The following is a 24,665-nucleotide window of genomic DNA, read 5'->3' as shown; positions in this document are numbered from 1 at the left end:
AGGGCGAGATTACTCTCCCTTCGCCCCCTCGATCGCTAGGCCATGCTTCATCAGCATCGGGATCTGGCTCATTGCGAAGAGGAAGGAGAGGGCGGTGACGCCCCAGACCTTGACCGTCAGCCAGGTTTCGAAGTCGAGGCTGTAGCGCAGGCCTTCGTTGATCAGCGCCATGGCGGCGAAGAACAGCCCCCAGTTGCGCGAGAGCTTGAGCCAGCCGGTCTCGTCCAGCCCGTCATAGGCGGCCTGCAGCAGATAGCGCAGCAGCGGGCGGCCGGTCATCCATCCGCCGAGCAGCAGCACCGCAAAGGCGGTGTAGATGATCGTCGGTTTGATCTGGATGAAGCTCTCGTCATTGAAATAGACGGTGAGCGCGCCGAAGCCGACGACCAGCACCGCGGACAGCCACAGCATCGGCGAGACGCGGCCGAGCTTCCATTTGGACATTGCCACAGCCACCAGGATCGCGGCCATGAACGCCAGTGTCCCGTTGATCGCGGCGCGGGTGGAGGCGAGCGCGGCGCCGTCGCTCTGGGTCAGCTTGAACACCGCGAAGAAGATCAGCAGCGGGCCGAAATCGAGCAGCAGCGGGAGCAGGCTGCCTTCCGATTTCTTCGGCGCTACGACTTCGGTCGCCTGAGGCATTTCTTCGCTCATTTCGCTCCTCCGGCGATCACATGCGCCAGATATTCGGGGTCAAAGGGCCTCAAGTCATCGATGGTCTCGCCCACGCCGATCGCATGGATCGGCAGGCCGAACTTCTCGGCCGCCGCCACCAATATGCCGCCGCGCGCGGTGCCATCGAGCTTGGTCATCACAAGACCGGTAACGCCCGCAACCTCCTTGAAGGTTTCAATCTGCGACAGGGCGTTCTGTCCGTTGGTCGCATCGAGCACCAGTACGACATCATGCGGCGCCTGTGGGTTCAGGCGGCCCAGCACGCGGCGGATCTTGGCGAGTTCGTCCATCAGCTCGCGCTTGTTCTGCAGCCGGCCTGCGGTATCGACGATCAGCACGTCGATGCCGGTGGCGGTCGCCTGCTTGACCGCATCGAATACGATGCCTGCCGCATCGCCGCCTTCCTTGCCGCTGACGATGGGGATGCCCAGCCTGTCCGCCCAGATCTTGAGCTGGCCGATGGCGGCTGCGCGGAAGGTGTCGCCCGCTGCCAGCATCACGCCATAATCCTGTTCCTGGAACAGGTGCGCCAACTTGGCGATGGTCGTGGTCTTGCCCGACCCGTTGACGCCGATCACCAGGATCACCTGGGGGCGCGGGAAAGCAATGATGTCGAGCGGCTCGGCGACGGTGCGAAGCGACTTGGCGATTTCCTCGCCGACGATCTCGCGCAGGCCTTCATCATCGAGCCCGCGCTCGAACCGGCCTTCGGACAGACGATTGCGCACCTTGCCCGCCATCTGCGGCCCCAGATCGCTGACGATCAGCGCTTCCTCGATCTCGTCGAGCTGATCCTCGTCAAGCCGCGACTTGGTGACCAGCCCGGTGAGGTTCTGGGTCAGCTTGTCCGACGTCTTGCGAAAGCCGCCCAGCAGGCGCTCGCTCCAGCTGCCCTCGCTCATATTCTTGTCTCCGCTGTCAGCGTATCGCCATCCTGCCCCGTGATGGTCACTGGCACGATCTTTCCGATATGGGAAGCATCGGGGCCGGGCAAAGCGATGCGCACAAAGTTTTCGCCATGGCCGGTGCGTCCGTCGCGCTCGACCAGAAGGTTCTGATGGGTGCCGATGAGACCCTGCCGCCAACGCGCCGCGCGTGCCTGCGCAGCCCCCCGCATCTCGGCGGCGCGGGCCTTGACGAGCGCGTGGTCGAGCTGCGGCATCCGTGCGGCAGGCGTACCGCTACGCGGCGAGAAGGGGAAGATATGGCCGTGGACGACATCGCAGGCGTCGAGGATCGAGAGGTTGTTGGCGTGCATGCCATCGTCCTCGGTCGGGAAGCCCGCGATCAGGTCCGCACCGATCGCGATCTCGGGCCGCCTTGCCTTCAGCCGCTCGACCAGCGCGATCGCCTGCGCGCGGCTGTGGCGGCGCTTCATCCGCTTGAGCATCATGTCGTCGCCCGATTGCAGCGACAGGTGAACGTGCGGCATGATGCGCGGCTCGCCGGTGATCAGATCGAACAACCGGTCGTCCACCTCCACCCCGTCCAGCGAGGAGAGGCGAAGGCGCTTCAGATCGGGAACGAGCTTCAGCACGCGTTCGATCAGCATGCCGAGGCTCGGCGATCCGGGCAGGTCTGGGCCATAGCTGGTGACGTCTACCCCGGTCAGCACCACCTCGGCATAGCCGCGTTCGACCAGCGCGCGCACCGCATCGACCACCGCGCCTGCGGGCACCGAGCGGCTGTTGCCGCGGCCATAGGGGATGATGCAGAAGGTGCAGCGATGGTCGCAGCCGTTCTGCACCTCGACAAACGCGCGGGCATGTTCGGCAAAGCTGGTAACCATGTGCGGCGCGGTCTGGCGCACGGCCATGATGTCGGAGACTTGGACCTTTGTCGCGTCCAGACCAAACTCCCCCCCGTTTGTCCCGAGCGAAGTCGAGGGACGTGGCGCATTACGTCCCTCGACTTCGCTCGGGACAAACGGAGAGAGGAAGGATGATGCCGTCAGCTTCTCCACATTCCCCAGCACCCGGTCCACTTCGGGCATGGCCGCGAACATCGCAGGGTCGGTTTGCGCTGCGCAGCCGGTGACGATGACCTGCGCGTGCGGCCGGGCCTTGCGCGCCTTGCGGATCGCCTGGCGGGTCTGGCGCACCGCCTCGTTGGTGACCGCGCAGCTGTTGATCACCACCACATCGTCGCGCCCCGCCAGCAGTCCGCGCATGGCCTCGCCCTCGGCAATGTTGAGGCGGCAGCCCATCGAGATGATCTCGGGGCCGGTCGGGGCGGGGGCAGGCAATGCGGACATGATCGTCAGAGGTCGATCTCGCCGGTAAACACATGGGTCGTGGGGCCGGTCATCTGGACGGTGCCGCCCGGCTGCCAGTCGATGGTCAGCGTGCCGCCCGGCAGATGCACCGCGACGGGACCGGTCACCAGCTTGCGCCGGATAGCCGCCACGGCGGTCGCGCACGCACCGGTGCCGCAGGCAAGCGTCAGGCCTGCGCCACGCTCCCACACGCGCAGGTGGATGCCATCGTCGGCGATCTGCGCGACATTGACGTTGACCCGCTCGGGAAACAGCGGGTCATGTTCGATCAGCGGCCCCAGCCGGTCGAGTTCGATGGCCTGGGAATCGGCCACGAAAAAGATCACATGTGGATTGCCCATGTTGACCGCCGCAGGATCGGTCAGATCCTCCCAGCCGACTGGCATGGTCAGCGTGTCCATCGGATAGGCGAGGGGGACAGCATCCCATTCCAGCCGCGGCTGGCCCATGTCGATGGTCACCGCGCCATCGGCCATCACGCCTCGGAGCAGGCCCGCACCGGTCTTTATGGTCACGTCATGGCCGGCCAGCGCCACCACGCAGCGCGTGGCATTGCCGCAGGCGCTGACCTCGCTGCCATCGTGATTGAAGATCTGCATGAAGAAATCGGCGTCCTGCGCGGGGCGCATCACGATCAGCTGGTCGCAGCCGATGCCCAGATGCCGGTCGGCAAGCGCGCACACCTGATCGGCCGTCAGCGACAGATCCTGTTCGCGCGCGTCGAAAACGACAAAGTCGTTGCCGAGGCCGTGCATCTTGTGAAAGCGGTGTTGCGCCATGGCGGCGCTTTATACGCTGGGTCGGCGCTTGTTAAGCGCTATCACTCGCCGCGCGCGGCGCGCAGCTGCGGTTCGGTCAGTTCGCCGGGCAGTTCGGGCACTTCAATCTGCGGTGACCAGCCATGGCCCAGCAGGTTGCGGTCGGCCAGCAGGCGGCGCGCCTGTTCGACCGACAAAGGCTGGCCGAAATGGAAACCCTGGCCCTTGGCGCAGCCGATTTCGGTCAGATGCGCGATCAGATCGCCATCCTCGATGCCTTCGGCGGTGATCGGCAGGCCCATCGACTCGCCCAGCATCGCGATCGTCTGGACGATGGCGCGGCTTTCCTTGCTCTCGTTCATCGAGGTGACGAAGCTACGATCGATCTTGATCCGGTCGAACGGCAGCGCACGCAGATGTGCGAGCGAGCTGTAGCCGGTGCCGAAATCGTCGAGCGCGACGCGCACGCCCTGGTTCTTGAGGCTGCCGATGATCGACTGGGCCAGGCCCATGTTCTCGAACAGGCAGCTTTCGGTGATCTCGATTTCCAGTCGGCTCGCGGGGAACCCGGTTTCGACCAGCAGCTTGACGATCTTCTGCGCCAGCCACGGGTCGCGCAGCTGCACCGGCGAGATGTTGACCGAGATGGTCAGGCTCTGATCCCAGCCGCGCGCATCTTCCATCGCCTGGCGGATGACGCAGGCGGAAAGGTCGCCGATCATGCCGGTATCCTCGGCGATCGGTATGAAGATGTCGGGAGAAATCTGGCCGAGTTCGGGCGAGTTCCAGCGCGCCAGCACCTCGAATCCGATCAGGGTGCCGGTGGCAAGGTCGATCTGCTGTTCGTAGAACGGCACGAATTCGCCGCGGCCGATGCCGACGCGCATGCCCGATTCGATCTTGTTGCGGAACTGGACTTCGCTTTCCATCCGCGGATCGAACCAGCAATAGCGGTTCCGGCCGTGCTTCTTGCTGGCATACATCGCGATGTCGGCGCGGCGCATGAGCACATCGAGGCTGTTGTCGCACAGATCGGCGCGGGCGATGCCGATCGAGGCGGTGACGGTGAGTTCGGCATCGCCGCTGCTCGCCGGGCCGCTGATCGGCTTGCTGACCTGTTCGATCAAGTCTTCGGCTACGCGCTGCACGGTCTCTGGGAAATCGGAATCGAAAATGAAGGTGCAGGCGAATTCATCGCCGCCCAGCCGTGCGACATGGCTGTTGGGGGGCATCGTGGCCTTGAGGCGGCGCGCAACCTCGACCAGCACCTTGTCGCCGGCATCATGGCCCTGGATGTCGTTGATGTTCTTGAAGTTATCCAGATCGAGCATCAGGTATGCGACCGTCATCTCGCGGCGCGCGGCCTGGGCGATCAGGCTGGCCGACGCTTCGCCGATCGCGCGGCGGTTGAGGCAGCCGGTCAGCGGATCGGTGACCGCCAGCGTCTTGGCCTGTTCCTCGGCGCTCTTGTGATGGGCGATCTCGCGGTACAGTTCGCTGTAGCGCCGCCAGCCGAAGATGATCAGGGCGATGTTGAGCAGCAGGGCAGTGACCGCGACATTGTCCGGCGACACGGCCTTGCCGTAGAAATGGCTGATGGCATCGGGCAGAACGCTGCCCGCGCTGCCCACGAACATCAGGATGGCCGCGGTCATGATGCCGCCCGCGACGAAATCCCGGCTGCGGACGGCGCGACCGGTCAGCGCGTCGGTGCGGCTGCTGTTGGCATTGGCGGTGGTGTCATGCAGCACGGTTCATCCCCTCGGCCGGAGTGAGGCAGCCGGCCGAATGGATGAAGACTAGGTTACGAGCGTTAAAAGAGTGTTTATGTTGAAACCGCCAAAATGGGGCGGAATTAAGCTTTGCTGCGGGACACGGTGGTAAACCTGCGGTTAACGCGGCTGCAGCGCGGGCGCGTGCCGGTGGAGGTGCCTTGTGGGGCTTGCCAGCCCGTATCGATTGCGCTAGGGGCCACCCCAGCTTTTTGCGCAGACCCTGTGCAGCGAGCACCCAAGTACAGCCGCCTCAGATCGCCTGGTCGATCTATGTGCGCGCCGGTCGGCGAGGTTTCGCCCACCGGCGTTTTGTGCGTTTGTCGCAGGACAGGCCGGGTGTTCTTGATCGGGGCGAGTTGGGCATCCATGTGGGCGGACAGAAGGAGAAGCGGATATGTTCGATAATCTGACTGATCGCCTTGGCGGCGTGTTCGACAAGCTGCGCGGTCGCGGCGCGCTGAAGGAAGAAGACGTCCGCTCGGCGATGCGCGAGGTTCGCATCGCGCTGCTCGAGGCCGATGTCGCGCTGCCCGTCGTCCGCGATTTCATCAACACCGTTACCGAGCAGGCCGTCGGCCAGTCGGTGCTCAAGTCGGTCGCGCCGGGCCAGCAGGTCGTCAAGATCGTCAACGACGCGCTGACCGAAATGCTCGGCTCCGAAGCAAGCGACCTCGATCTGGCCGTGGCCCCGCCCGCCGTCATCATGATGGTCGGCCTGCAGGGATCGGGCAAGACCACCAGCACCGCGAAGATCGCCAAGCTGCTCAAGGAAAAGCACGGCAAGAAGGTCATGATGGCCTCGCTCGACGTGCAGCGTCCCGCCGCGCAGGAACAGCTCAAGGTGCTGGGCGAGCAGGTCAATGTGGCGACTTTGCCGATCGTCGCCGGCCAGATGCCGGTCGATATCGCGCGGCGCGCGCTGCAGTCGGCCAAGCTGCAGTCGTTCGATGTCGTGATGCTCGACACCGCAGGTCGGCTGCACGTCGACCAGCAGTTGATGGACGAGATGAAGGCGGTCGCCACCGAGGCGACGCCTAAGGAAATCCTGCTCGTTGTCGACTCGCTGACCGGTCAGGACGCGGTCAACGTTGCGCAGAACTTCTCCGAGCAGGTGCCGCTGACCGGAGTGGTGCTGACCCGCATGGATGGCGATGCGCGCGGCGGTGCGGCGCTCTCGATGCGTGCGGTCACCGGCCGCCCGATCAAGTTCGTCGGCATGGGCGAGAAGATGGACGCGATCGAGCCGTTCCATCCGGGCCGTGTCGCGGGACGTATCCTGGGCATGGGCGATGTCGTCAGCCTGGTCGAAAAGGCCGCAGCAACGGTCGAGAAGGAAGACGCCGACAAGCTTGCCGCCAAGATGTCCAAGGGTCAGTTCGATATGAACGACCTGCGCACCCAGCTGCGGCAGATGACCAAGATGGGTGGGCTTGGCGCGCTGGCGGGCATGATGCCGGGCATGAAGAAGGCCAAGGCCGCGATGAGCGCCAGCGGCGTCGACGACAAGGTGCTGGTCCATATGGATGCCATCATCGGATCGATGACTCCCAAGGAGCGCGAAAAGCCCGCGCTGCTCAACGCCAAGCGCAAGATCCGCATCGCCAAGGGATCGGGAACCACCGTGCAGGACGTCAACCGGGTGCTCAAGATGCACCAGGAGATGGAAGGCGCGATGAAGAAGATCCGCAAGATGGGCGGATTGAAGGGCCTGGCCGCGATGTTCGGCGGCGGCGGTGGCGGCGGTCCTCTGGGCGGCGGCAAGATGCCGAGCGAGGACGACATCGCCGGGTTGCTGGGTGGCAGCGGCGGCAAGGGCATCGGCGGCGGGCTTTCCGGCCTGCCGGGCGGGCTTCCCCCCGGGTTTCAGAATTTCAAGAAAAAGTGATTTAAGTTCAAATATTTCAGACTAAATATTCCAAGAAAGGTTAAGGTTCACATGTCGATTTCCATGCGTCTGTCGCGCGGCGGTTCCAAGAAGCGCCCCTATTACAAGATCGTCGTTGCCAACAGCCGCGCGCCGCGCGACGGCAAGTATCTTGAGCAGATCGGCACCTACAACCCGCTGCTCGCCAAGGATTCGGGCGAGCGCGTCAAGATCAACGAAGAGCGCGCCAAGCACTGGCTGTCGGTCGGCGCACAGCCCACCGATCGCGTTGCCCGTTTCCTCGATGTCGCCGGCATCAAGGAGCGCAAGGCTACCGTGAACCCCAAGAAGGGCGAGCCGGGCGAAAAGGCCAAGGAACGCGCTGAGGAAAAGGCGACCAAGATCGCTGAAGCCGAAGAAGCCGCTCGCGCAGCTGAAGAGGCCAAGAACGCACCGGCCGAAGAGCCTGCCGCTGAAGAAGCACCGGCTGAAGAAGCCGCTGCCGAACAGGCTGAAGGTTAAGTCACTGCGCCTCTCCCCTCCCGCTTGCGGGAGGGGGCAGGTTCAGCATCGCTGAACCGGGGTGGGCCAGAATGAATTCTCTGTTGAAAGCGTCTGCATGTCTGACCGCCCGATAACCCTGGCCGTCATCATCGGCGCGCACGGCATCACCGGCGAAGTCCGTCTCAAGCTGTTCGGCTCGGGCCTGGACGGGGTGAAGGCGCACAAGAGCTTCAACAACGGCGCGCTGACGCTCAAGTCGCTGCGCCCGCAAAAGGACCTTGGCATCGCGCGCTTTGCCGAGATCACCGACCGCAACGCCGCCGAAGCCGCACGCGGCACCGAACTCACCGTTCCGCGATCGGCGCTCCCGCCGCTGGCCGAGGGTGAATATTATCACGCCGACATGGTCGGCCTGCCCGTGGTGTCGGAAACCGGCGAACCTTTGGGCACCGTTCGCGCGATCGAGGATTTCGGCGCAGGCGACCTGCTCGATATCGCCAAGGCAGACGGCAAGACTTTCATGGTGCCGGTGGCCGCCGCCAATATCGGCGAGGACCGCATCGCAATTGACCCTGTCTGGGCCGAATAGTATATACATCACGTATATACAGGAGGCCGTGATGGGTAAGGAATACCGCGCGAAGAGTTTCAAGTCGGGTAATTCCGTTGCCATCCGCATGCCCGCGGCTTTGGGGATCGAGCCGGATCGCGAATGGACGATTACCGAACAGAATGGCGAGTATGTCGTTCGGGAGATTGGTGCGCCACGGCGCAAGTTCAATATAGACAAGGTCGCAGGCTCAGCGACGAACCTCAAGCCGATCAGACCCGAGGATAGGGTATTTGAAGAGCGGCCGCTGCGGTGGGATTTGTTGAGCGGCAGTTATGACGCATGAAATACCTGCTCGACAGCAACGTCATCATTGCTCTGACCATGAACGCGGATCATCGCGTAGTCGGTCGCGCTGGCGAGTGTTTCGAGGGCGACATCGTCACCTCCGCGATTGCTATCGCCGAAGTTGCGCTCGGCTCGGTGCGGGGAAAGCCTCCGGGATTTTTTCAGTTGCAAGCCTTTCTCGAGGAAGTACCGGTTTTGGCTTTCGATATCGCTGCTGCCCGTGCCTATGCAGCGTTGCCGTTCAAGCGTCGCAGTTATGACCGCTTGATTGCTGCACAGGCATTGTCCCAGAATCTCATCATGGTCACAGACAATGAGAGAGATTTTGCCGATATCCCCGGCCTCGCGGTCGAGAACTGGACCCAATGACCTTCGCAGCCCAGATCCTCACGCTCTACCCCGAGATGTTTCCCGGACCGCTCGGCCACAGTATCGCCGGACGTGCGCTGGCCGAGGGGCGCTGGTCGCTCGACGCCATCCAGATCCGCGATTTTGCCACCGACAAGCATCGCAGCGTCGATGATACGCCTGCAGGCGGAGGGGCAGGGATGGTGCTGCGCGCCGATGTGCTGGCGAGCGCTGTCGATCATGCCCTGGAACGCTCGCCGAACGCGCCGGTGATCGCGATGACACCGCGCGGCGCGCCGCTCACCCAGGCGCGCGTGAGGCAACTCGCGGACGGCCCCGGCGTCACGATCCTGTGCGGGCGATTCGAGGGGTTTGACGAGCGCCTGTTCGATGCGCGCCCCATCGAGGAGATTTCGATCGGCGATTACGTGCTTTCGGGCGGGGAAACCGGGGCTTTGGTGCTGCTTGACGCTTGCGTTCGGCTGTTGCCCGATGTAATGGGCGCCTCTTCCAGCGGAGACGAAGAATCGTTTGAGAACGGTTTGCTCGAATATCCGCACTACACCCGACCTCAAATCTGGGAAGGGCGTGCGATCCCCGAAGTGCTGCGATCGGGGGATCACGCGAAAATCCGGGCATGGCGTGACAGTCAGGCTGCGGAGATCACACGGCTAAGGCGGCCGGATCTTTGGGAGCGCCATGGGGGCACTCCGGATCTGTCGCCCTCTGGTGCGCGGCGAAAAAGATAGGACAGGTCATATGAACCTCATCCAGACGCTCGAGGCAGAAGCCATCGAGGCATTCAAGGCTACCAAGTCCATCCCCGACTTCCGGGCTGGCGATACCGTTCGCGTCGGCGTGCGCGTGGTCGAAGGCGACCGCACCCGCGTCCAGAATTACGAAGGCGTGTGCATTGCACGCTCGAACCGGGGCCTCGGCTCCAACTTCACCGTGCGCAAGATCTCGTTCGGTGAAGGCGTCGAGCGCGTGTTCCCGCTCTATTCGCCCAACATCGATTCGATCACCGTCGTCCGTCGCGGCGTCGTGCGTCGTGCGAAGCTCTATTATTTGCGTGGCCTCACCGGCAAGCGCGCTCGTATCGCCGAGCGCCGCGACAACCGTCCGGCCAAGGGCAGCACCGAAGGCTGATCCTTCGTCCGCACCTGCTGCAATTCGTCAAAGGGCGGTCCTCACGGGCCGCCCTTTTTCGTTGCGCTTGGAGGCAGCTTTGCGCAGGGAAGCGCCATGGCCTTACCTCCCGGACCCGCTCAACAGATCATCCCCCGCGCCATGGCGCACCTGCGCGCAGGCAATGCTGCGGCGGCGCGGATGGACTGGTATTCGCTATCCCCCGCCGATCAGGCGCACCCTGACTGCCTGTTCGTCCGCGGACTGATCGATCGCGCCGGCGGAAGGCTGAACGAAGCCGCGCAGGCGCTGGCCGCCGCGATCGAGGCCGCACCGATGGTACCGCAGATCTGGAAGGTCTATGCCGAGGTGCTCGACGAGCTCGGCAACACCATGGAGGCCCTGCGCGCGGTCGACCGGGCCGCCGCCATTGCGCCGGGCTATGTCGATGCCTGGCACGACATGGCGGTGCTGGCGATCAAGACCGGGCAGCATGATCTGGCCGAACAGGCGCTGGTCAACCTGGCGGGCGTGAAGGGCGACGATGCGCGGTTGCCGCTGTTGCACGCAACGCTGGCGCAGGCGCGCGGCCAGCATGATGCAGCGATCGAGGGCTTTCGCGCGGTGCTTGCCGCCAAGTCGAACGACCGGCGTACCCTGCACAACCTTGCGGCTTCGCTGCGTGAGGTCGACGAACCCGAGGCGGCGCTGGCCTCGGTCAACGAGGCGATCCGCCACCGGATCGATACGCCGGAAAGCTTCACACTGCGGGCGCATCTTCTGGCCGAACTCGGAGAGTTCGAAGCCGCGGTCGACCAGTATCGGGACGTCATTGCGCGCTTCCCGGACTATCTCGATGCCCATGAAACGCTGGCGCGGCTGATGCCGCAGTTGGCCGGGGGCGAAACCGTCGCGCTGAATGCCTATCGCAATGCCTTGCAGGATCGCCCCGATGCCAAGCCGCTCTGGATGTCCGCCATCGCGTCTGCCAAGGCGCTGGGCCAGGCGGAGCAGATGCGCGAATGGGCGGATGCTGCGCTTCAGCGGTTCGGCGATACCCCCGACATGCGGTTCACGCGCGCATCTGCCGATATCGCCGCAAGCGACTGGCCCGCGGCGCGGGAACGGCTGGAAGAACTGGTCGCGGCGCACCCCGACAGCCACAGCGCGCAGCTGAACCTGGCGCATGTGCTGCTGGCTCAGGGCGATCCGGCAGCGGCCGAAGGGCATGCCCTGGCGGCGACCCGGCTCAACCATCGCGATCAGGTCGCCTGGGCGCTGCTCACGATCATCTGGCGGCTGCTGGAGGACCCGCGCGAGCATTGGCTGGCCGATTACGAGCGGCTGGTGATGCCGGTGGACCTCGCAGCGCCCGATGGCTGGCGCGACATGGCCGGCTTCCTGGCCGATCTCAAGCCGGTGCTGGAGGCGATGCACACCACGCAGATGCACCCGGCCGAGCAGACCCTGCGCGGCGGCACGCAGACGCGCGGATTACTGTTCAACCGGCGGCATCCCGTGATCCGCGGGCTGGCGCAGTCGATCCATCACGCGATTGGCAGCGCCTTGTCTGCGCTGGCGTTCGATCTCGATCACCCCTTTCTGGGGCGGATGGGCGACGATACCGCGTTTGCCGGATCCTGGTCGGTGCGGCTGGCAAGCGAGGGCTTCCACGTCAACCACATCCACCCTGCAGGCTGGCTGAGCTCCGCCTGCTATATCGCGCTGCCGGACGAGGTCGCGCGCGGTGACGCTCATGCAGGCGCGCTGCAGTTCGGCGTGCCCGATACCGTGTTCGGGCTCGATCTCGCACCCCGCCGCATCGTCGCGCCGGTCGAAGGCCGTCTGGTCATCTTCCCCAGCTATCTGTGGCACGGCACGCTTCCGTTCGAAAGTTCCGCGCACCGGATGACAGTGGCCTTCGATGCCGTGCCCAAGGCGGTTCTGTCTGAGGCGAATATTCTGGCCTGATCGATGGCTTGGCTGGCGCATTGTTGCGCGCCAAGGTCATTCGCCGCAACATCTCGGCGCAAGGCCCTGTTTGCGGGTTGTCAGGCGGGGGCTTAGCGGCTAGGCGCGCCGGTGCATTGCACTGGAGGATCATTCAAGTGGGTTATCGTGTTGTCGTAGTCGGCGCGACCGGAAATGTCGGTCGTGAAATGCTCGCCATCCTGGCGGAGCGTGAGTTCCCGATTGATGAAATCGCAGCTGTTGCCTCGTCGCGTTCGACGGGCACGACGGTCGAATTCGGCGATACCGGCAAGATGATCAAAGTGCAGAATATTGAGCATTTCGATTTCACCGGCTGGGACATTGCGCTGTTTGCCGCAGGGTCTGCCGCGACCAAGGTCTATGCCCCCAAGGCCGCATCGCAGGGCTGCGTGGTGATCGACAATTCGTCGCTCTACCGGATGGAGCCCGATGTTCCGCTGATCGTTCCCGAAGTAAACCCGGACGCGATCGACGGGTACAAGGCGCGCAACATCATCGCCAATCCCAATTGCTCGACCGCGCAGCTCGTGGTGGCGCTGAAGCCGCTGCATGATGCCGCGACGATCAAGCGCGTCGTCGTTGCCACCTACCAGTCGGTCTCCGGCGCGGGCAAGGAAGGCATGGACGAGCTGTTTGAGCAGTCGCGCAATATCTTTGTCGGCGACAGCGCTGAGGCGAAGAAGTTCACCAAGCAGATCGCCTTCAACGTCATCCCGCATATCGACGTCTTCCTCGACGATGGATCGACCAAGGAAGAATGGAAGATGGTGGTCGAGACCAAGAAGATCCTCGACCCCAAGATCAAGCTCACCGCGACCTGCGTGCGCGTGCCGGTGTTCGTCGGCCATTCCGAAGCGGTGAACATCGAGTTCGAGAACGAGCTGAGCGCCGAGGATGCCCAGAAGATCCTGCGCGAGGCTCCCGGCATCATGCTCGTCGACAAGCGCGAAGACGGCGGATACGTGACCCCGGTCGAGTGCGTTGGCGATGGCGCGACCTATATCAGCCGCGTGCGCGACGACAGCACGGTCGAAAACGGCATCTCGCTGTGGTGCGTGTCCGACAACCTGCGCAAGGGCGCGGCACTCAACGCCGTGCAGATCGCCGAACTGCTCGGCCGCCGCCACCTCAAAAAGGGCTGAGACTGGCACCCGGTGGCGCCATGCCACCGGCCCTCGGTTCCGCTCACTCCCCAACGTGCACGGGTGCGCTGGCCATGCCCTGGGGACGGCGGAGCAGCAGCAGCAGCGGGATGGCGGCGAGGTTGACCAGCATCATCGCCCAGAAATCGTCGATATAGGCGACCATCGCGGCCTGGCGGTTGATCTCTGCGTTGACGGCCAGCATCGCCGCATCGCCGAGTGCGCCGAATTTTTCGGCCGTTGTCGGATCGAAAGCGGACAGGGATGTGTCGGTCACATGCGATGCCAGATCGGCATGGCTCACCTGGATGTTGAAGCTCAGCAGCGTGGTGAGCACCGAAATGCTGATCGATGCGCCCAAGCTGCGCGAAAGGTTGAGCAGGCTGGCACCATCGGTTCGATGGCGCGGCTCCAGCGTGGCGAAGGCCATCATGTTGAGCGGAATGAACACCAGCCCCATGCCCACCCCTTGCACGAGGCCGGCGACGACCACCGGCTGCCAGCTCATGCCCAGCGACCAGCCCGTCATCATCCACAGCGAAACGGTCGAGATTGTGGCTCCGGTGACCATCAGCCAGCGCGGGTCCATCCGCGTCACCAGCCGCCCGGCGATGCCCATGCTGACCAGAATGCCAAAGCCGCGCGGGGCCAGCAGCAGGCCAGTGTCGAGCACCGAATAGCCGAACAGCTGCTGCAGCATCGGCGGAAGCAGGGCCATGCTGGCGAACATCACGACGCCCACGACCAGCATGAACAGCAGGGCCGCGACCATGTTGCGATTGGCCAGCATCGCGCGATCGAACATGGGGTTCCTGCCCCAGATCATGTGCAGCGCGAACACCCACAGGCAGGATGTAGCCACGGCTCCCTCGATCAGGATCTCCGGGCTGGAAAACCAGTCGAGCTGCGTGCCGCGATCGAGCATGATCTGCATCGTGGCCAGCCCGAGCGCGAGCATCGAAAAGCCGAAAAGATCGAACTTGCGAGTAGTGCGGGCCCGGCTAGGCAGCAGCCACGCCAGCAGGGCGATGGTGACGATCCCCACCGGGACGTTGACCAGGAACACCCAGCGCCAATCGTAATTCTCGGTCAGCCAGCCCCCCAGGACCGGGCCCATGATCGGGCCGATCATGATACCCATGCCCCAGATCGACATGGCCTTGGTCTGTCCGCTGGGCGGGTTGATATCCATCAGCACGGTTTGCGACAGCGGGCCGATAAAGGCTGCGCTGATCCCCTGGATCGCCCGGAACAGCACCATTTCGGTCAGCGTGGTCGCAGCGCCGCACAGCATCGATGACACGGTGAAGACGATGACCGCCCAGATGAACAGGTTGCGCGATCCGACGCGTTCGGCCAGCCAGCCGGTGATCGGGATGGCAATCGCGGACGCCACCAGATAGCTGGTGAGGGCCCAGGTCACCGTGTCCGCCGTGGCGCCAAGGCTCGATTGCATGTGCGGCAGCGCGACATTGGCGATCGTGGTGTCGAGGATCTGCATGATCGTCGCCATCATCACCGCCAGGGTCAGCAGCCCCTTGTGCCGCACCGGCATGGCATGCACGTTGGGCCCGACCAGGCTTTTTGCGGGTCGCGCTTCAGGTGCAGCAGCAGGGGTGGCGCGGCTGGCCATGGCGCGTGCGCCTAGCGCCGATTGCCGGTGTCGACGGTCACTTCGGCGGAGAGGCCTGCGATCAACTTCCGATCGCCAATGCCGTCCAGCCGGATGCGGACCGGCACCCGCTGCGTCACCTTCACCCAGTTGCCGGTGGCATTCTGCGCCGGAAGGATGGAAAATTCAGAGCCCGTTCCCGCGCCGATGCTGTCGACCCGGCCCCGGAGCTTGAGCTCGGGATAGGCATCCAGCCGCACTTCGGCGGGCTGGCCCACGCGCATGTGATCGAGATCGGTTTCCTTGAAATTGGCCTCGATCCAGCTGCGGCCATCGGCAACGATCGTCAGTGCGGGGAGGCCGACGACCATCGATTGGCCCAACTGCAACCGCTCGGCCTGCACCACCCGACCGCCGACCGGCGCACGGACCACCGTCCGGGAGAGGTTGAGCGCTGCCGTCTCGCGGCGGACCCTTGCCTGGGCAATCGCCGGATTGACCCCCGGCATCGCGCTGCCCGTGGTCAACCGGGCGCTGGCTTCAGCCGAATCGGCCTGCGCGGCGCGCAGTTGTTCGCGGGCCATCTCGACCTTGCGCGCTGCCTCGTCGAGCCGTGCCTTGGTGGTGAAGCCGCGCTGCATCAGCGCGTGCTGTCGCTCGAGATCGATCTGCGCATAGGCAATGGCATCGCGCGCGGCGGCAATGCCGACCCCGGTCGAACGTGCCTCGCTGGCCAGCGTGGCCACCGAGACCTGGGCACCGGCAATGTCGGCATCGGCCTGGCGCACCGCCAGCGCATAGGGTTCGGGGTCGATGCGGAACAGAACATCGCCCCGGGCCACGGTCATGTTCTCGCGCACGCGCGCATCGATGATCCTGCCGCCGACTTCGGGCGAGACCGCAACCTTGTCCTGCTGGACATAGGCATTGTCGGTCGAGACATACCGGCCGCCCGGCAGCCAGACGTATCCGCCGACCGCCACGAGGGCCAGCGGCACCGACAGCATCAGAACGCGGACCGGCCAGCGACGCCTTGGCCCCGCCTCGGTGCGGGGCAGGGGGCTGCGGCTCGGATCTTCGGTCCCTGCAACCGTTGCGGTGTCGTCGCCTGCTGGCGTCGCTTGGCTATCGGCATCAAGCATCGACGGCCGCCCTGCGCGACAGATTGCTGCGCATCTTGTCGACCAACTGCCGCAACAGGGCCCGTTCTGCTGCGTCGAGCCCGGTGAGCGCAATTTCCTGCACCTGGTCGGCCTCATGCTGCAGCTGCGCCATCAATGGCTGCGCCTTGTCGGTCAGGTACAGGTTCCACGCGCGCCGATCGGTCGGATCGGGCTTGCGGCACACCATGCCGGAATCGGCCAGCCGGTCGATCATCCGCGACAGCGTGATCGGCTCGACCTCGAGAAGGTCGGCAAGTTCGCTCTGACGCATTCCGGGTTCGCGATGCAGCCGCGCGACGGCGCGCCATTGGAGGCTGGTCATCCCCAGATCGCGGATATGGCCATCGAACATCCGCCGGAAAAGCCGGGCGGTGTCGTTGATGAGGAAGCCGATCGAGTCTTTCATGGCTATCAACATAATAGCATATGATATTAAATCTATTCGCCTCTGGCGCACAAGGCGATTGCATCGGCAGCTGTGTTTTGGCAGTCTGTGTGTCATGACATTGACAGCCGACATCTTCTGGTCCTTTCGCTCGCCCTACAGCTATCTTGCGATGCGGCGGTACCGCGCGATGGAGGCGCGCTATGACCTGACGCTCAACCTGCGCCCGGTCTATCCGCTCGCAGTGCGCCAGCCCGATTTCTTCGAGAAGAACCCTCCCGGCTGGCTGCGCTATACCTTCACCGATGTCTTCCGGCTGTCGCGCTATCTCGACATTCCGTTCGGGCCGCCCAATCCCGATCCGATCGTGCAGGACATCGCGACCCGCACCATCGCTGCCGATCAACCTTATATCTATCGCATCACGCGCATGGGGCAGGCCGCTGCGCGACAGGGCAAGAGCCTGGCGTTCTGCGACGAGGTGTCGCAGCTGATCTGGGGCGGCGCGGCGGGTTGGCACGAAGGCGATCATCTGGCCGGCGCTGCAGAGCGGGCTGGGCTCGACCTTGCCGAGCTCGATGCGATCGCCATCGCCGATGCCGAGGCGCTCGATGCTGAAATCGCCGCCAACCAGGAGGCGCTCGAAATGGCAGGGCATTGGGGGGTTCCCACCCTGGTGTTCGATGGCGAGCCCTTTTTCGGTCAGGATCGCATCGATCTTGCCATCTGGCGCATGGAGCAGGCAGGCCTTAAAGAGCGGGGATGACCGCGACACTCCCCAGCATCACCACGACCCGCATCCGCTCCTTCGACGGCACCGAGCTTGCCGTGCATGAAACAGGCGAGGGCAGGCCGCTGTTGCTGCTGCATGGGCTGTTTTCGAGCGCCGAGACCAACTGGATCAAGTTCGGCCATGCCGCACGCCTGGCGGGCGCCGGGTTTCGCGTGATCATGCCCGATCTGCGCGCGCACGGGCACAGCGGTGCGCCGCATGATCCGACCGCCTATCCGCGCGATGTGCTGGTCGATGACGCGCTCAGCCTCATCGAGACGCTGGGGCTGGATGATTTTGATCTCGGGGGTTTCTCGCTGGGCGCACGGACCACGGCCAAGCTGCTGACGTCGGGCGTCACGCCGCGCCGCGCTGTCATGGCGGGCATGGGCTGGGAAGGGCTGACCGGATGGGGCCGACGGCGCGATTTCTTCGTCACCGCGATCGACCGGCGTGACGAGGTCAAGCGCGGCGATCCGCATTTCATGGCGGTCGCGTTCATGAAGACGCAGGGGATCGATCCGGTTGCGGCCCGGCTGCTGCTGGGCAGCTTTGGCGAGGTCGACACCGAGACCCTGGTGGCACGCGATGTCCCGGTGCTGGTCGTGTGCGGCGCAGACGATTCCGACAATGGCAGCGCGCCCGAACTCGCACGGCAGCTGAAGGCCGCCACCTATCGCGAGATCCGGGGCACGCACATGTCGAGCGTGCTCGAGCCAGCCTTGGCGGAGGAAATGGTCAGCTTCCTGACCTGAAAATAACCTGTGTTGCATTGCTGCGGTGCAACACAATCGGCTCTGGCCGGTAATGCTGCCGACAGTTTCCCTCGAACGCGATCGGTACGCAGATGATCATCCCCTCGACTCCCAGCGCAACGCGCATCCTTCAGGAAGTCTGGAAGCCGCTGACGGTGCTGTTCGTGTGGGACGTCATCGTCACGATCACCTATTTCTTTCTGCCGTTCCAGGCACCGGGGCTGCCGCTCACCATCTTCGGCTCGGCGCTCGCGCTGTTCCTCGGTTTCAGGGATACCGCCGCTTATGCCCGGTGGTGGGAAGGGCGGGTGCTGTGGGGGCAGATGATCAATGCCTCGCGCAGCCTGGCACGCGCGGCGCTCGCCTTCATCGGCGATGGCACGGCCACCGGCCGGGACATCCGGCGCGACATCGTCATCCGCCAGATCGCGTATGTGCACGCCCTGCGTGCCGCGCTGAGGCGACAGAACGACTGCCCGGATCTGGAGCGCCTGCTGTCCGACGACGAGGTCAATCTGGTCAAGCAGCGGCGCAACGTGCCCAACGCCATCCATGATGGCACCGGCTATCTGGTCGCGCACGCCCAGCGCAGCGGCGACATCGATACCATCCAGCAGGCACAGATCGAGGCGGTGCTGGTGGATATCTCGAACGCGCAAGGCGGGATGGAGCGGATCAAGAACACCCCGCTGCCGATGCAGTATCGTTTCTTTCCGGCGCTTTTCACGCGGGTGTTCTGCGTTTTGCTGCCGATCGGACTGGTCGAGACCCTGGGTGTGGCCACGCCCGTGGGATCGACCATCGCCGGACTGATGTTCCTGGCCATCCTGCAGATCGGCGAGGATCTGGTCGATCCGTTCGCCAACAGCGTGCACGACGTTCCGCTCAGCGCAATGTGCCGCACGATCGAAATCGATCTGTTGCAGGCGCTGGGCGAGCCGGCGCCCGAGCCGCTGGCGGAGGTCAAGGGCGTGCTGTGGTAGGGGTGCGAATGCGCTTGACCTGACCGGGGGGCGAGCCCAATCCTGCGCGGCATCAACCGATATTCAGGGTGCCTTAGCATGATCCTTCGTACCTCGCTCGCCGCGCTGGCCTTTGCGCTGGCCATACCCAATGCCGCCCTTGCTGAAGAGGCCGCGCCGCAGACCACGGCGGCCAAGCCCACGGCCGAAGACGCCGAAGCCTTTGTCGCGGCGGCGGAAAAGGAAGCCTTCGACTATACCGTCTCGGCGAGCCGGGTGTTCTGGGTCAATTCGACCTATCTCACCGATGACACCAACGCCCTGGCCGCCGAAGTCGGAGCCAAGGGTACCGAGATGCAGGTGCGGTTCGCGCTCGAAGCCGCGAAGTTCAACGATGTGGCGGAGTTTAGCGAAGAGACCCGGCGCAAGCTGGACAAGCTGCGTGGCGGCATCGTTCTGCCCGCTCCGACCACCGAGGGTGCTGCGGCCGAACTCAACACCATCGCCACCGAATTGCAGTCGATCTATGGCAAGGGCAAGGGGACGCTGGACGGCAAGCCGGTCAGCGGATCGGACATCGAGGCCGCGATGGGCGATGTGCGCGATCCGGCCAAGCTCAAGGAAATGTGGGTCAGCTGGCACGACAATGTCGGCACGCCGATGAAGGCCGATTATGCGCGGATGGTCGACATCGCCAACCAGGGCGCGCGCGAGCTGGGCTTCAAGAATGTCGGCGCGATGTGGCGCGGACAGTATGACATGAGCGCGGACGAATTCGCTGCCCTGACCGAGAAGCTGTGGCAGCAGGTCAAGCCGCTCTATGACGATCTGCACTGCTACACGCGCACCAAGCTGAACGAGAAATATGGCGATGCGGTGCAGGCCAAGACCGGCCCGATCCGCGCCGATCTGCTCGGCAACATGTGGGCGCAGGAATGGGGCAATATCTATGATGTCGTGGCCCCGGCCGGGGCGGGCGATATCGGCTATGACGTCACCGAGCTGCTCAAGGCCAAGGCCTATGATCCCATCAAGATGGTCAAGGGCGGCGAAGCCTTCTTCTCGTCGCTGGGCTTTGCGCCCTTGCCCGAAACCTTCTGGCAGCGTTCACAGTTCGTGAAGCCGGCGGACCGAGAAGTGGTGTGCCACGCCAGCGCCTGGGATGTCGACAACAAGGACGATATCCGCATCAAGATGTGCATCAAGGTGAATGCCGACGACTTCACCACGATCCACCATGAGCTGGGGCACAACTATTATCAGCGCGCCTATAACAAGCAGGATATGCTGCATCTGGATGGCGCGAACGATGGTTTCCATGAAGCGATCGGTGACATGGTCGCGCTGTCGATCACGCCCGATTATCTGGTCGAGATCGGCCTGCTCGACAAGGCCAAGGTCCCCGGCGCGGACAAGGATCTGGGTCTGCTGCTGCGCCAGGGAATGGACAAGCTCGCGTTCCTGCCGTTCGGCCTGCTGGTCGATCGCTGGCGCTGGGGCGTGTTCGATGGCAGCATCAAGCCTGCGGGTTACAACGATGCATGGACGGCCTTGCGGCTGCAGTATCAGGGCATTGTCCCGCCCGCCGAGCGCCCCGCCGATGCCTTCGATCCCGGCGCGAAATATCACATTCCCGGCAACACGCCCTACACGCGCTATTTCCTGGCGCGCATCCTGCAGTTCCAGTTCTACAAGGCAGCCTGTGACATTGCCGGGTGGAAGGGGCCGCTGCACCGCTGCAGCTTCTATGGCAACAAGGATGTGGGAACTCGGCTGAACGCCATGCTGGAAATGGGCGCGTCCAAGCCCTGGCCTGATGCGCTCGAAGCGTTCACCGGTTCGCGCGAAATGGACGGCACGGCGCTCGTGGAATATTTCGCGCCGCTGCAGACTTGGCTGAAGGAACAGAACAAGGGCAAGCAGTGCGGCTGGTAAGCCGCGCCACTTGCCCTTGCTGACATGCTCTATACAGGTGTGGGGCCTGCTCTCCTGAAGCGGGGGGCGCCTCTATCTGGAAAGCAGGCCCCGAGGCGCCGCACGTGAGGGAATCGCGCGCAGCACCCAACTCGGGTCGATCAGTTCACCTTGTAGGGTGAACCTGCCGCCGTGGCCGTAGAAGGCACGACATTCTGATCGACATAATCACTGTTCTCGTCTGCCGCATGGGTGGCAGACACCTTGTTGCGGCGGGACAGCGCGATCGCGGCTGCGATCAGCGCGATGCCGCCTGCGGCCAGGCCCAATGCCAGTGCGGGATGGGCCCGCGCCTGCTGTGCGGCATAGCGGCTGTTCTCGCCCAGCTTGTCGGACAATTCGCGCGCGGCGACCGACAGGCGCTCGGTGGCGTCATGCGCCAGTTCTTCGGCCTTGTCGCGCAGCGGACCCATTTCGGTCGACAGCGACTTGACGTTGTCCGAGATGATCGCGCCTGCAGCCGTGGCATTGCGGCGCGCGATGTCCGATGCGATCTTCGCGTTCTCGGCGATGACTTCACCGGCCAGACGTGCTGTTTCGGTGGCCTTGGCGCGCAGTTCGTCGCGGTTTTCATTGACCGATGCAAAGGCGCTGCTCGCCTCGGCGCGGGCGCGTTCGGCAAGGTTCAAGGCATCTTCCTTGATGCGCGCGGCAGCGGTCTTGATGGCGTCGCTCATGGTCGTCTCCTCATTCACGGGCCGGACGAGCAAAGCTCTCCAGCATCGCAACCAATACGCCGTGAATTTGGCTTTGTTCCCTGAGCATCGACTGGAAATGCAAATCTTTCGATGGGCGTTACCAGAACGGCCACCGGATTGCTCCGATGGCCGCTGGATCAGGCTTCAATTCAGGTGACCGAAAGGGTCAGGCAGCCGGCTCAAGCACCGGCCGGGCTTTTTTTGGCCCGTCTCCCGGACCATGGCCGCTGCCGTTATTGTCGGCAGCATCCTGCATCTTCTGGTAGGGAGAGGCATAGCGATCGCGCAGGTCCTTCCACTCCATCACCATCGTGCCGCCCGTGGCGTTGTGCTGCTTCTCCCACGCGCCGAGCATGTCGAGACAGGCATGGTCGATGTGGTCCAGATGTTCGACATGGACGTGCACCTCGCGGCCCGACTTCACCGTTTCCAGCACGCTCGCCAGACGCGGGATCGAGAAGAAGGTGGCCGATCCGTGCAGGAACACATCGGTACGGTTGGCCATTTCGTCGTCCTCCAGGTCCACGCGGACATGGGTGAAGGTATAGACCACCTTGGCGGTGGCGAGCACGAAGCCGATGATCACGCCGGTGAGCAGATCGAAGGCGACGATGCCGCCCAGCGTGGCAAAATAGATGACCAGCTCGACCTTGCCATAAGTGGCGATTTTCTTGATCTGCGCGACGTTGACCAGCTTGTATCCGGTATAGACCAGGATCGCGGCCAGTGCCGATGTCGGGATATAGGCGAGCAGCCAGGGCAGCGCCGCCACGGTCGCCAGGATCCACACGCCGTGCATGATGGCGGACAGGCGCGACTTGCCCCCCGCCTGTACGTTGGCGGACGACCGGACGATCACGCCCGTCATCGGCAGCGCGCCCACGGCACCGCACAGCATGTTGCCGATGCCCTGCGCGCGCAGTTCCTTGTCATACTTGGTGCGCGGACCGGTGTGCATCTGATCGACAGCCGTGGCGCACAGCAGCGTTTCGGCGCTGGCGACAAAGGCGAAGACCACGCCCAGCAGGATGATGTCCATCGAAAGACCGCGCTGCAGCGCTTCCATCGTCGGAATGTTGAGCGACGCTACAATGTTGTCGGGGACGGTGACGCGGTTGATGTCAAAGCCAGCGAACAGCGCCACCAGCGTGCCGACGATCACCGCGATCAGCGGGGCGGGGACCATGGCCAGCGACTTGGGCTTGAACTGGTTCCAGATCAGGATCGCCGCAATCGTGGCAACGCCGACCATGGCAGCCAGATGGTGACTGTCCATCGCCATCGGGAAGATCGCCTTGTAGATCGCCTCGGGGATCGACATCAGGTTTTCCAGGCCGCTGCCGCGCGGGCTGTCGTCGATCATTACGTGGAACTGCGATCCCAGGATCAGCACGCCGATGCCGGCGAGCATGCCGTGGATGACCGAAGGAGAAATCGCGCGGAACCACTGGCCCAGCCGGGCAACGCCAGCGACCAGCTGGAGTGCGCCTGCGATCAGGCCGACGACACCCATCATGATGAGACCGTGTTCGTCCACCAGCTGGTAGCAAAGCACCGCCAGGCCCGCGGCCGGCCCGCTGACCTGCAGCGGAGAGCCGGCCAGCGATCCGACGACGATGCCGCCGATGATGCCGGTGATCAGACCGAGGGCTGGCGGTGCGCCCGATGCGATGGCGACGCCAAGGCACAGCGGCAACGCCACCAGAAACACGACGACAGAGGCGAGCAGGTCTTGCGGCCAGCTTTTCTTCATCGTCTCGAATTCGCCCATCGGGGCTGTAGTCGCGGTCATCATCTTGCTCCTGGGGACAGGGAGGGCACGCTTACGAAATCAGGCGACCTGGGTCAGGCAGCACATTCGTGCTTGGCCAGCGCGATCGCCGCCATTTCGCTGGCATAATGTTCATGCACGGGGACGAATTTGTCCAGCGCAGCATCATAAGCGGATACGTCGCCGGTGCGGATGTCATAGACCCAGCCATGCAGCTGGAGCTCGCCTGCGGCCATGCGCGCTGCCACCGAAGGGTGGGTCTTGAGGTGGTTGAGCTGCAGGATGACGTTCTGCTGCAGCAGCAGGTTCATCTTGCCAGCGTCGTCGAGATCGGCGCCGATATGGTTGACCACCTCGACTGCAGCGCGCGAATAGCCCAGCCATTCGCGGACATGGGGCAGGCCATCGAGACCCGCCATGTTCATTGCACCCTTCATCGCACCGCATTCGGTATGGCCGCACACGACGATGTGCGGAACCTTGAGCGCGGCGACGGCAAATTCGATCGATGCGGTCATGCCGCCAGTCTGCTGGGTGTGCGGGGGCACGATGTTGCCCGCATTGCGGCAGATGAAAAGCTCGCCCGGCTCGGTCTGGGTGATCATCGCGGTTTCGATGCGCGAGTCAGAGCAGGTGATGAACAGGGCTTCGGGCGACTGGCCCTTGGCAAGGCTTTCGAACAGCTCCTGCTTTTCGGGAAAGACTTCGGTCTGGAAGCGGACAACGCCGGCGGCGAAATGGGGCATGGGGGGGCTCCTTTTGAGGCTATTAAGGGGGTGTCAGGACCAGAGTTCGCGAACCTCGCGGAGTTCTCCGGCCAGAGCGGCAGGGGCACGCGCCTCGACAAAGGCGAGGCCGTCGGTGATCCAGCCGGCAATCTGCGGCTGGGCGAGGCGGTACAGATGCTGACGCCCATTGCGCCGCTCCTCCACCATTCGCGCGGTACGCAGCAGGCTGAGGTGTTGAGACAGACGCGTGGGCGGCAGGCTGAGCCGTTCTGCCAGGGTGTTCACATCGCACTCGCCGGTGCGCAGCTCTTCGATCAGGCGGATCCGGTCGGGATGCGCGATCAGCTTGAAGACTTCGGCCAGCTCACGGGCAATGTGGACACGTTGAGGCATGCCGGCAGATTAGGGGCGGACCGCGATCCTCGTCAATACATACCTGCAAATATATGCAGATGTTACGGTAACGCCGTCCTCACGGATTGCAGG

The 24,665-nt window shown here is 64.1% G+C and carries 25 protein-coding genes; 13 read left to right on the top strand and 12 right to left on the bottom strand.

The features are described 5' to 3' along the window. Positions 1–9 precede the first annotated feature (9 nt). From LI72_RS13320 to LI72_RS13300, 5 genes are read right to left on the bottom strand one after another with little or no spacing between them, the layout of a single operon-like run. Entirely contained in the window at positions 10–654 is a 645-nt protein-coding gene (locus tag LI72_RS13320) for an inner membrane-spanning protein YciB (protein WP_231562477.1), read from the bottom strand. Next, the gene (gene ftsY / locus LI72_RS13315) at positions 651–1,577 is read right to left on the bottom strand and encodes a signal recognition particle-docking protein FtsY (protein ID WP_033926441.1); all 927 of its coding nucleotides are present in this window, start codon (positions 1,575–1,577) and stop codon (positions 651–653) included. Before ftsY ends, LI72_RS13320 begins: the two co-directional genes overlap by 4 nt. Then, positions 1,574–2,929 (bottom strand): tRNA (N(6)-L-threonylcarbamoyladenosine(37)-C(2))-methylthiotransferase MtaB, encoded by a 1,356-nt coding sequence (gene mtaB, locus LI72_RS13310; RefSeq protein WP_033926440.1) that lies wholly within the window; start codon positions 2,927–2,929, stop codon positions 1,574–1,576. The genes ftsY and mtaB overlap by 4 nt, the downstream gene beginning before the upstream one ends. Positions 2,930–2,934: 5 nt before the next feature. Then, positions 2,935–3,729, bottom strand: a complete 795-nt coding sequence (gene dapF / locus LI72_RS13305) for a diaminopimelate epimerase (protein ID WP_033926439.1) — start codon at positions 3,727–3,729, stop codon at positions 2,935–2,937. Positions 3,730–3,770: 41 nt separating this feature from the next. Further along, positions 3,771–5,459, bottom strand: a complete 1,689-nt coding sequence (locus LI72_RS13300) for a putative bifunctional diguanylate cyclase/phosphodiesterase (RefSeq protein ID WP_033926438.1) — start codon at positions 5,457–5,459, stop codon at positions 3,771–3,773. A gap of 418 nt (positions 5,460–5,877) precedes the next feature. On the opposite strand from LI72_RS13300, the gene ffh reads away from it, so the two are divergent. From ffh to LI72_RS13255, 9 genes are all read left to right on the top strand, one after another. Then, the gene (gene ffh / locus LI72_RS13295) at positions 5,878–7,368 is read left to right on the top strand and encodes a signal recognition particle protein (RefSeq protein ID WP_033926437.1); all 1,491 of its coding nucleotides are present in this window, start codon (positions 5,878–5,880) and stop codon (positions 7,366–7,368) included. A 51-nt stretch (positions 7,369–7,419) separates the two neighbouring features. Continuing rightward, positions 7,420–7,869, top strand: a complete 450-nt coding sequence (gene rpsP, locus LI72_RS13290) for a 30S ribosomal protein S16 (protein WP_033926436.1) — start codon at positions 7,420–7,422, stop codon at positions 7,867–7,869. A 97-nt stretch (positions 7,870–7,966) separates the two neighbouring features. Then, positions 7,967–8,440, top strand: a complete 474-nt coding sequence (gene rimM / locus LI72_RS13285; RefSeq protein WP_033926661.1) for a ribosome maturation factor RimM — start codon at positions 7,967–7,969, stop codon at positions 8,438–8,440. Between the two features lie 31 nt (positions 8,441–8,471). Further along, the gene (locus LI72_RS13280) at positions 8,472–8,747 is read left to right on the top strand and encodes a hypothetical protein (RefSeq protein WP_033926660.1); all 276 of its coding nucleotides are present in this window, start codon (positions 8,472–8,474) and stop codon (positions 8,745–8,747) included. Continuing rightward, entirely contained in the window at positions 8,744–9,118 is a 375-nt protein-coding gene (locus tag LI72_RS13275) for a type II toxin-antitoxin system VapC family toxin (protein WP_033926435.1), read from the top strand. Before LI72_RS13280 ends, LI72_RS13275 begins: the two co-directional genes overlap by 4 nt. Next, positions 9,115–9,846 (top strand): tRNA (guanosine(37)-N1)-methyltransferase TrmD, encoded by a 732-nt coding sequence (trmD, locus tag LI72_RS13270; RefSeq protein ID WP_033926434.1) that lies wholly within the window; start codon positions 9,115–9,117, stop codon positions 9,844–9,846. The genes LI72_RS13275 and trmD overlap by 4 nt, the downstream gene beginning before the upstream one ends. Positions 9,847–9,856: 10 nt before the next feature. Continuing rightward, positions 9,857–10,246 (top strand): 50S ribosomal protein L19, encoded by a 390-nt coding sequence (gene rplS / locus LI72_RS13265; protein WP_033926433.1) that lies wholly within the window; start codon positions 9,857–9,859, stop codon positions 10,244–10,246. Positions 10,247–10,342: 96 nt separating this feature from the next. Then, entirely contained in the window at positions 10,343–12,196 is a 1,854-nt protein-coding gene (locus tag LI72_RS19120) for a putative 2OG-Fe(II) oxygenase (RefSeq protein ID WP_081984975.1), read from the top strand. A gap of 137 nt (positions 12,197–12,333) precedes the next feature. After that, the gene (locus tag LI72_RS13255; protein WP_033926432.1) at positions 12,334–13,359 is read left to right on the top strand and encodes an aspartate-semialdehyde dehydrogenase; all 1,026 of its coding nucleotides are present in this window, start codon (positions 12,334–12,336) and stop codon (positions 13,357–13,359) included. 43 nt (positions 13,360–13,402) lie between these two features. On the opposite strand, the gene LI72_RS13250 is transcribed toward LI72_RS13255, so the two are convergent. From LI72_RS13250 to LI72_RS13240, 3 genes are read right to left on the bottom strand one after another with little or no spacing between them, the layout of a single operon-like run. Further along, positions 13,403–14,992 (bottom strand): DHA2 family efflux MFS transporter permease subunit, encoded by a 1,590-nt coding sequence (locus LI72_RS13250; protein WP_033926431.1) that lies wholly within the window; start codon positions 14,990–14,992, stop codon positions 13,403–13,405. An 11-nt stretch (positions 14,993–15,003) separates the two neighbouring features. Beyond that, positions 15,004–16,113 carry an HlyD family secretion protein gene (locus LI72_RS13245; protein WP_033926430.1) on the bottom strand — a complete coding sequence of 370 codons (1,110 nt, stop codon included), beginning with the start codon at positions 16,111–16,113 and terminating at the stop codon, positions 15,004–15,006. Next, on the bottom strand, positions 16,106–16,540 hold the full coding sequence (locus tag LI72_RS13240; RefSeq protein ID WP_033926429.1) for a MarR family winged helix-turn-helix transcriptional regulator: 435 nt from the start codon (positions 16,538–16,540) through the stop codon (positions 16,106–16,108). Before LI72_RS13240 ends, LI72_RS13245 begins: the two co-directional genes overlap by 8 nt. Positions 16,541–16,634: 94 nt before the next feature. On the opposite strand from LI72_RS13240, the gene LI72_RS13235 reads away from it, so the two are divergent. The 4 genes from LI72_RS13235 (at position 16,635) to LI72_RS13220 (ending at position 20,943) form a co-directional block, all read left to right on the top strand. Further along, a complete protein-coding gene (locus LI72_RS13235) occupies positions 16,635–17,285 on the top strand; it encodes a 2-hydroxychromene-2-carboxylate isomerase (RefSeq protein ID WP_033926428.1) in 651 nt (216 codons plus the stop codon). Then, a complete protein-coding gene (locus tag LI72_RS13230) occupies positions 17,282–18,046 on the top strand; it encodes an alpha/beta fold hydrolase (protein ID WP_052129836.1) in 765 nt (254 codons plus the stop codon). The genes LI72_RS13235 and LI72_RS13230 overlap by 4 nt, the downstream gene beginning before the upstream one ends. A 92-nt stretch (positions 18,047–18,138) precedes the next feature. Beyond that, positions 18,139–19,029 (top strand): bestrophin family protein, encoded by an 891-nt coding sequence (locus tag LI72_RS13225; protein ID WP_033926427.1) that lies wholly within the window; start codon positions 18,139–18,141, stop codon positions 19,027–19,029. Positions 19,030–19,107: 78 nt separating this feature from the next. Beyond that, entirely contained in the window at positions 19,108–20,943 is a 1,836-nt protein-coding gene (locus tag LI72_RS13220) for a M2 family metallopeptidase (RefSeq protein ID WP_033926426.1), read from the top strand. A 140-nt stretch (positions 20,944–21,083) separates the two neighbouring features. Here LI72_RS13220 and LI72_RS13215 read toward each other — a convergent pair whose 3' ends face one another. The 4 genes from LI72_RS13215 to LI72_RS13200 form a co-directional block, all read right to left on the bottom strand. Next, positions 21,084–21,659 carry a hypothetical protein gene (locus LI72_RS13215; protein WP_033926425.1) on the bottom strand — a complete coding sequence of 192 codons (576 nt, stop codon included), beginning with the start codon at positions 21,657–21,659 and terminating at the stop codon, positions 21,084–21,086. Positions 21,660–21,846: 187 nt separating this feature from the next. Next, positions 21,847–23,475 (bottom strand): SulP family inorganic anion transporter, encoded by a 1,629-nt coding sequence (locus LI72_RS13210; RefSeq protein WP_156139615.1) that lies wholly within the window; start codon positions 23,473–23,475, stop codon positions 21,847–21,849. A 50-nt stretch (positions 23,476–23,525) separates the two neighbouring features. Next, positions 23,526–24,197: a carbonic anhydrase gene (locus LI72_RS13205; RefSeq protein WP_033926424.1), complete on the bottom strand. Its 672-nt coding sequence runs from the start codon at positions 24,195–24,197 to the stop codon at positions 23,526–23,528. Positions 24,198–24,230: 33 nt separating this feature from the next. After that, positions 24,231–24,572: an ArsR/SmtB family transcription factor gene (locus tag LI72_RS13200; RefSeq protein ID WP_033926423.1), complete on the bottom strand. Its 342-nt coding sequence runs from the start codon at positions 24,570–24,572 to the stop codon at positions 24,231–24,233. Between the last annotated feature and the right edge of the window lie 93 nt (positions 24,573–24,665).

The organism is Sphingomonas sp. 35-24ZXX (assembly GCF_000786215.1).
In the GTDB taxonomy this organism is placed as follows: domain Bacteria; phylum Pseudomonadota; class Alphaproteobacteria; order Sphingomonadales; family Sphingomonadaceae; genus Blastomonas.
Note: the sequence above shows the minus strand (reverse complement) of the source record. Positions and strands in the feature narration are given on the sequence as shown.

Excerpts from the sequence above, each read along its gene's own strand:
- mtaB (WP_033926440.1), bottom strand. The coding sequence starts at position 2,929 with ATGTCCGCATTGCCTGCCCCCGCCCCGACCGGCCCCGAGATCATCTCG.
- ffh (WP_033926437.1), top strand. The coding sequence starts at position 5,878 with ATGTTCGATAATCTGACTGATCGCCTTGGCGGCGTGTTCGACAAGCTG.
- LI72_RS13220 (WP_033926426.1), top strand. The coding sequence starts at position 19,108 with ATGATCCTTCGTACCTCGCTCGCCGCGCTGGCCTTTGCGCTGGCCATA.
- LI72_RS13230 (WP_052129836.1), top strand. The coding sequence starts at position 17,282 with ATGACCGCGACACTCCCCAGCATCACCACGACCCGCATCCGCTCCTTC.
- LI72_RS13240 (WP_033926429.1), bottom strand. The coding sequence starts at position 16,540 with ATGAAAGACTCGATCGGCTTCCTCATCAACGACACCGCCCGGCTTTTC.
- LI72_RS13275 (WP_033926435.1), top strand. The coding sequence starts at position 8,744 with ATGAAATACCTGCTCGACAGCAACGTCATCATTGCTCTGACCATGAAC.
- LI72_RS13245 (WP_033926430.1), bottom strand. The coding sequence starts at position 16,113 with ATGCTTGATGCCGATAGCCAAGCGACGCCAGCAGGCGACGACACCGCA.
- LI72_RS19120 (WP_081984975.1), top strand. The coding sequence starts at position 10,343 with ATGGCCTTACCTCCCGGACCCGCTCAACAGATCATCCCCCGCGCCATG.
- ftsY (WP_033926441.1), bottom strand. The coding sequence starts at position 1,577 with ATGAGCGAGGGCAGCTGGAGCGAGCGCCTGCTGGGCGGCTTTCGCAAG.
- LI72_RS13225 (WP_033926427.1), top strand. The coding sequence starts at position 18,139 with ATGATCATCCCCTCGACTCCCAGCGCAACGCGCATCCTTCAGGAAGTC.
- trmD (WP_033926434.1), top strand. The coding sequence starts at position 9,115 with ATGACCTTCGCAGCCCAGATCCTCACGCTCTACCCCGAGATGTTTCCC.
- rpsP (WP_033926436.1), top strand. The coding sequence starts at position 7,420 with ATGTCGATTTCCATGCGTCTGTCGCGCGGCGGTTCCAAGAAGCGCCCC.
- rplS (WP_033926433.1), top strand. The coding sequence starts at position 9,857 with ATGAACCTCATCCAGACGCTCGAGGCAGAAGCCATCGAGGCATTCAAG.
- rimM (WP_033926661.1), top strand. The coding sequence starts at position 7,967 with ATGTCTGACCGCCCGATAACCCTGGCCGTCATCATCGGCGCGCACGGC.
- LI72_RS13280 (WP_033926660.1), top strand. The coding sequence starts at position 8,472 with ATGGGTAAGGAATACCGCGCGAAGAGTTTCAAGTCGGGTAATTCCGTT.
- LI72_RS13210 (WP_156139615.1), bottom strand. The coding sequence starts at position 23,475 with ATGATGACCGCGACTACAGCCCCGATGGGCGAATTCGAGACGATGAAG.
- LI72_RS13235 (WP_033926428.1), top strand. The coding sequence starts at position 16,635 with ATGACATTGACAGCCGACATCTTCTGGTCCTTTCGCTCGCCCTACAGC.
- LI72_RS13215 (WP_033926425.1), bottom strand. The coding sequence starts at position 21,659 with ATGAGCGACGCCATCAAGACCGCTGCCGCGCGCATCAAGGAAGATGCC.
- LI72_RS13200 (WP_033926423.1), bottom strand. The coding sequence starts at position 24,572 with ATGCCTCAACGTGTCCACATTGCCCGTGAGCTGGCCGAAGTCTTCAAG.
- LI72_RS13320 (WP_231562477.1), bottom strand. The coding sequence starts at position 654 with ATGAGCGAAGAAATGCCTCAGGCGACCGAAGTCGTAGCGCCGAAGAAA.
- LI72_RS13250 (WP_033926431.1), bottom strand. The coding sequence starts at position 14,992 with ATGGCCAGCCGCGCCACCCCTGCTGCTGCACCTGAAGCGCGACCCGCA.
- LI72_RS13205 (WP_033926424.1), bottom strand. The coding sequence starts at position 24,197 with ATGCCCCATTTCGCCGCCGGCGTTGTCCGCTTCCAGACCGAAGTCTTT.
- dapF (WP_033926439.1), bottom strand. The coding sequence starts at position 3,729 with ATGGCGCAACACCGCTTTCACAAGATGCACGGCCTCGGCAACGACTTT.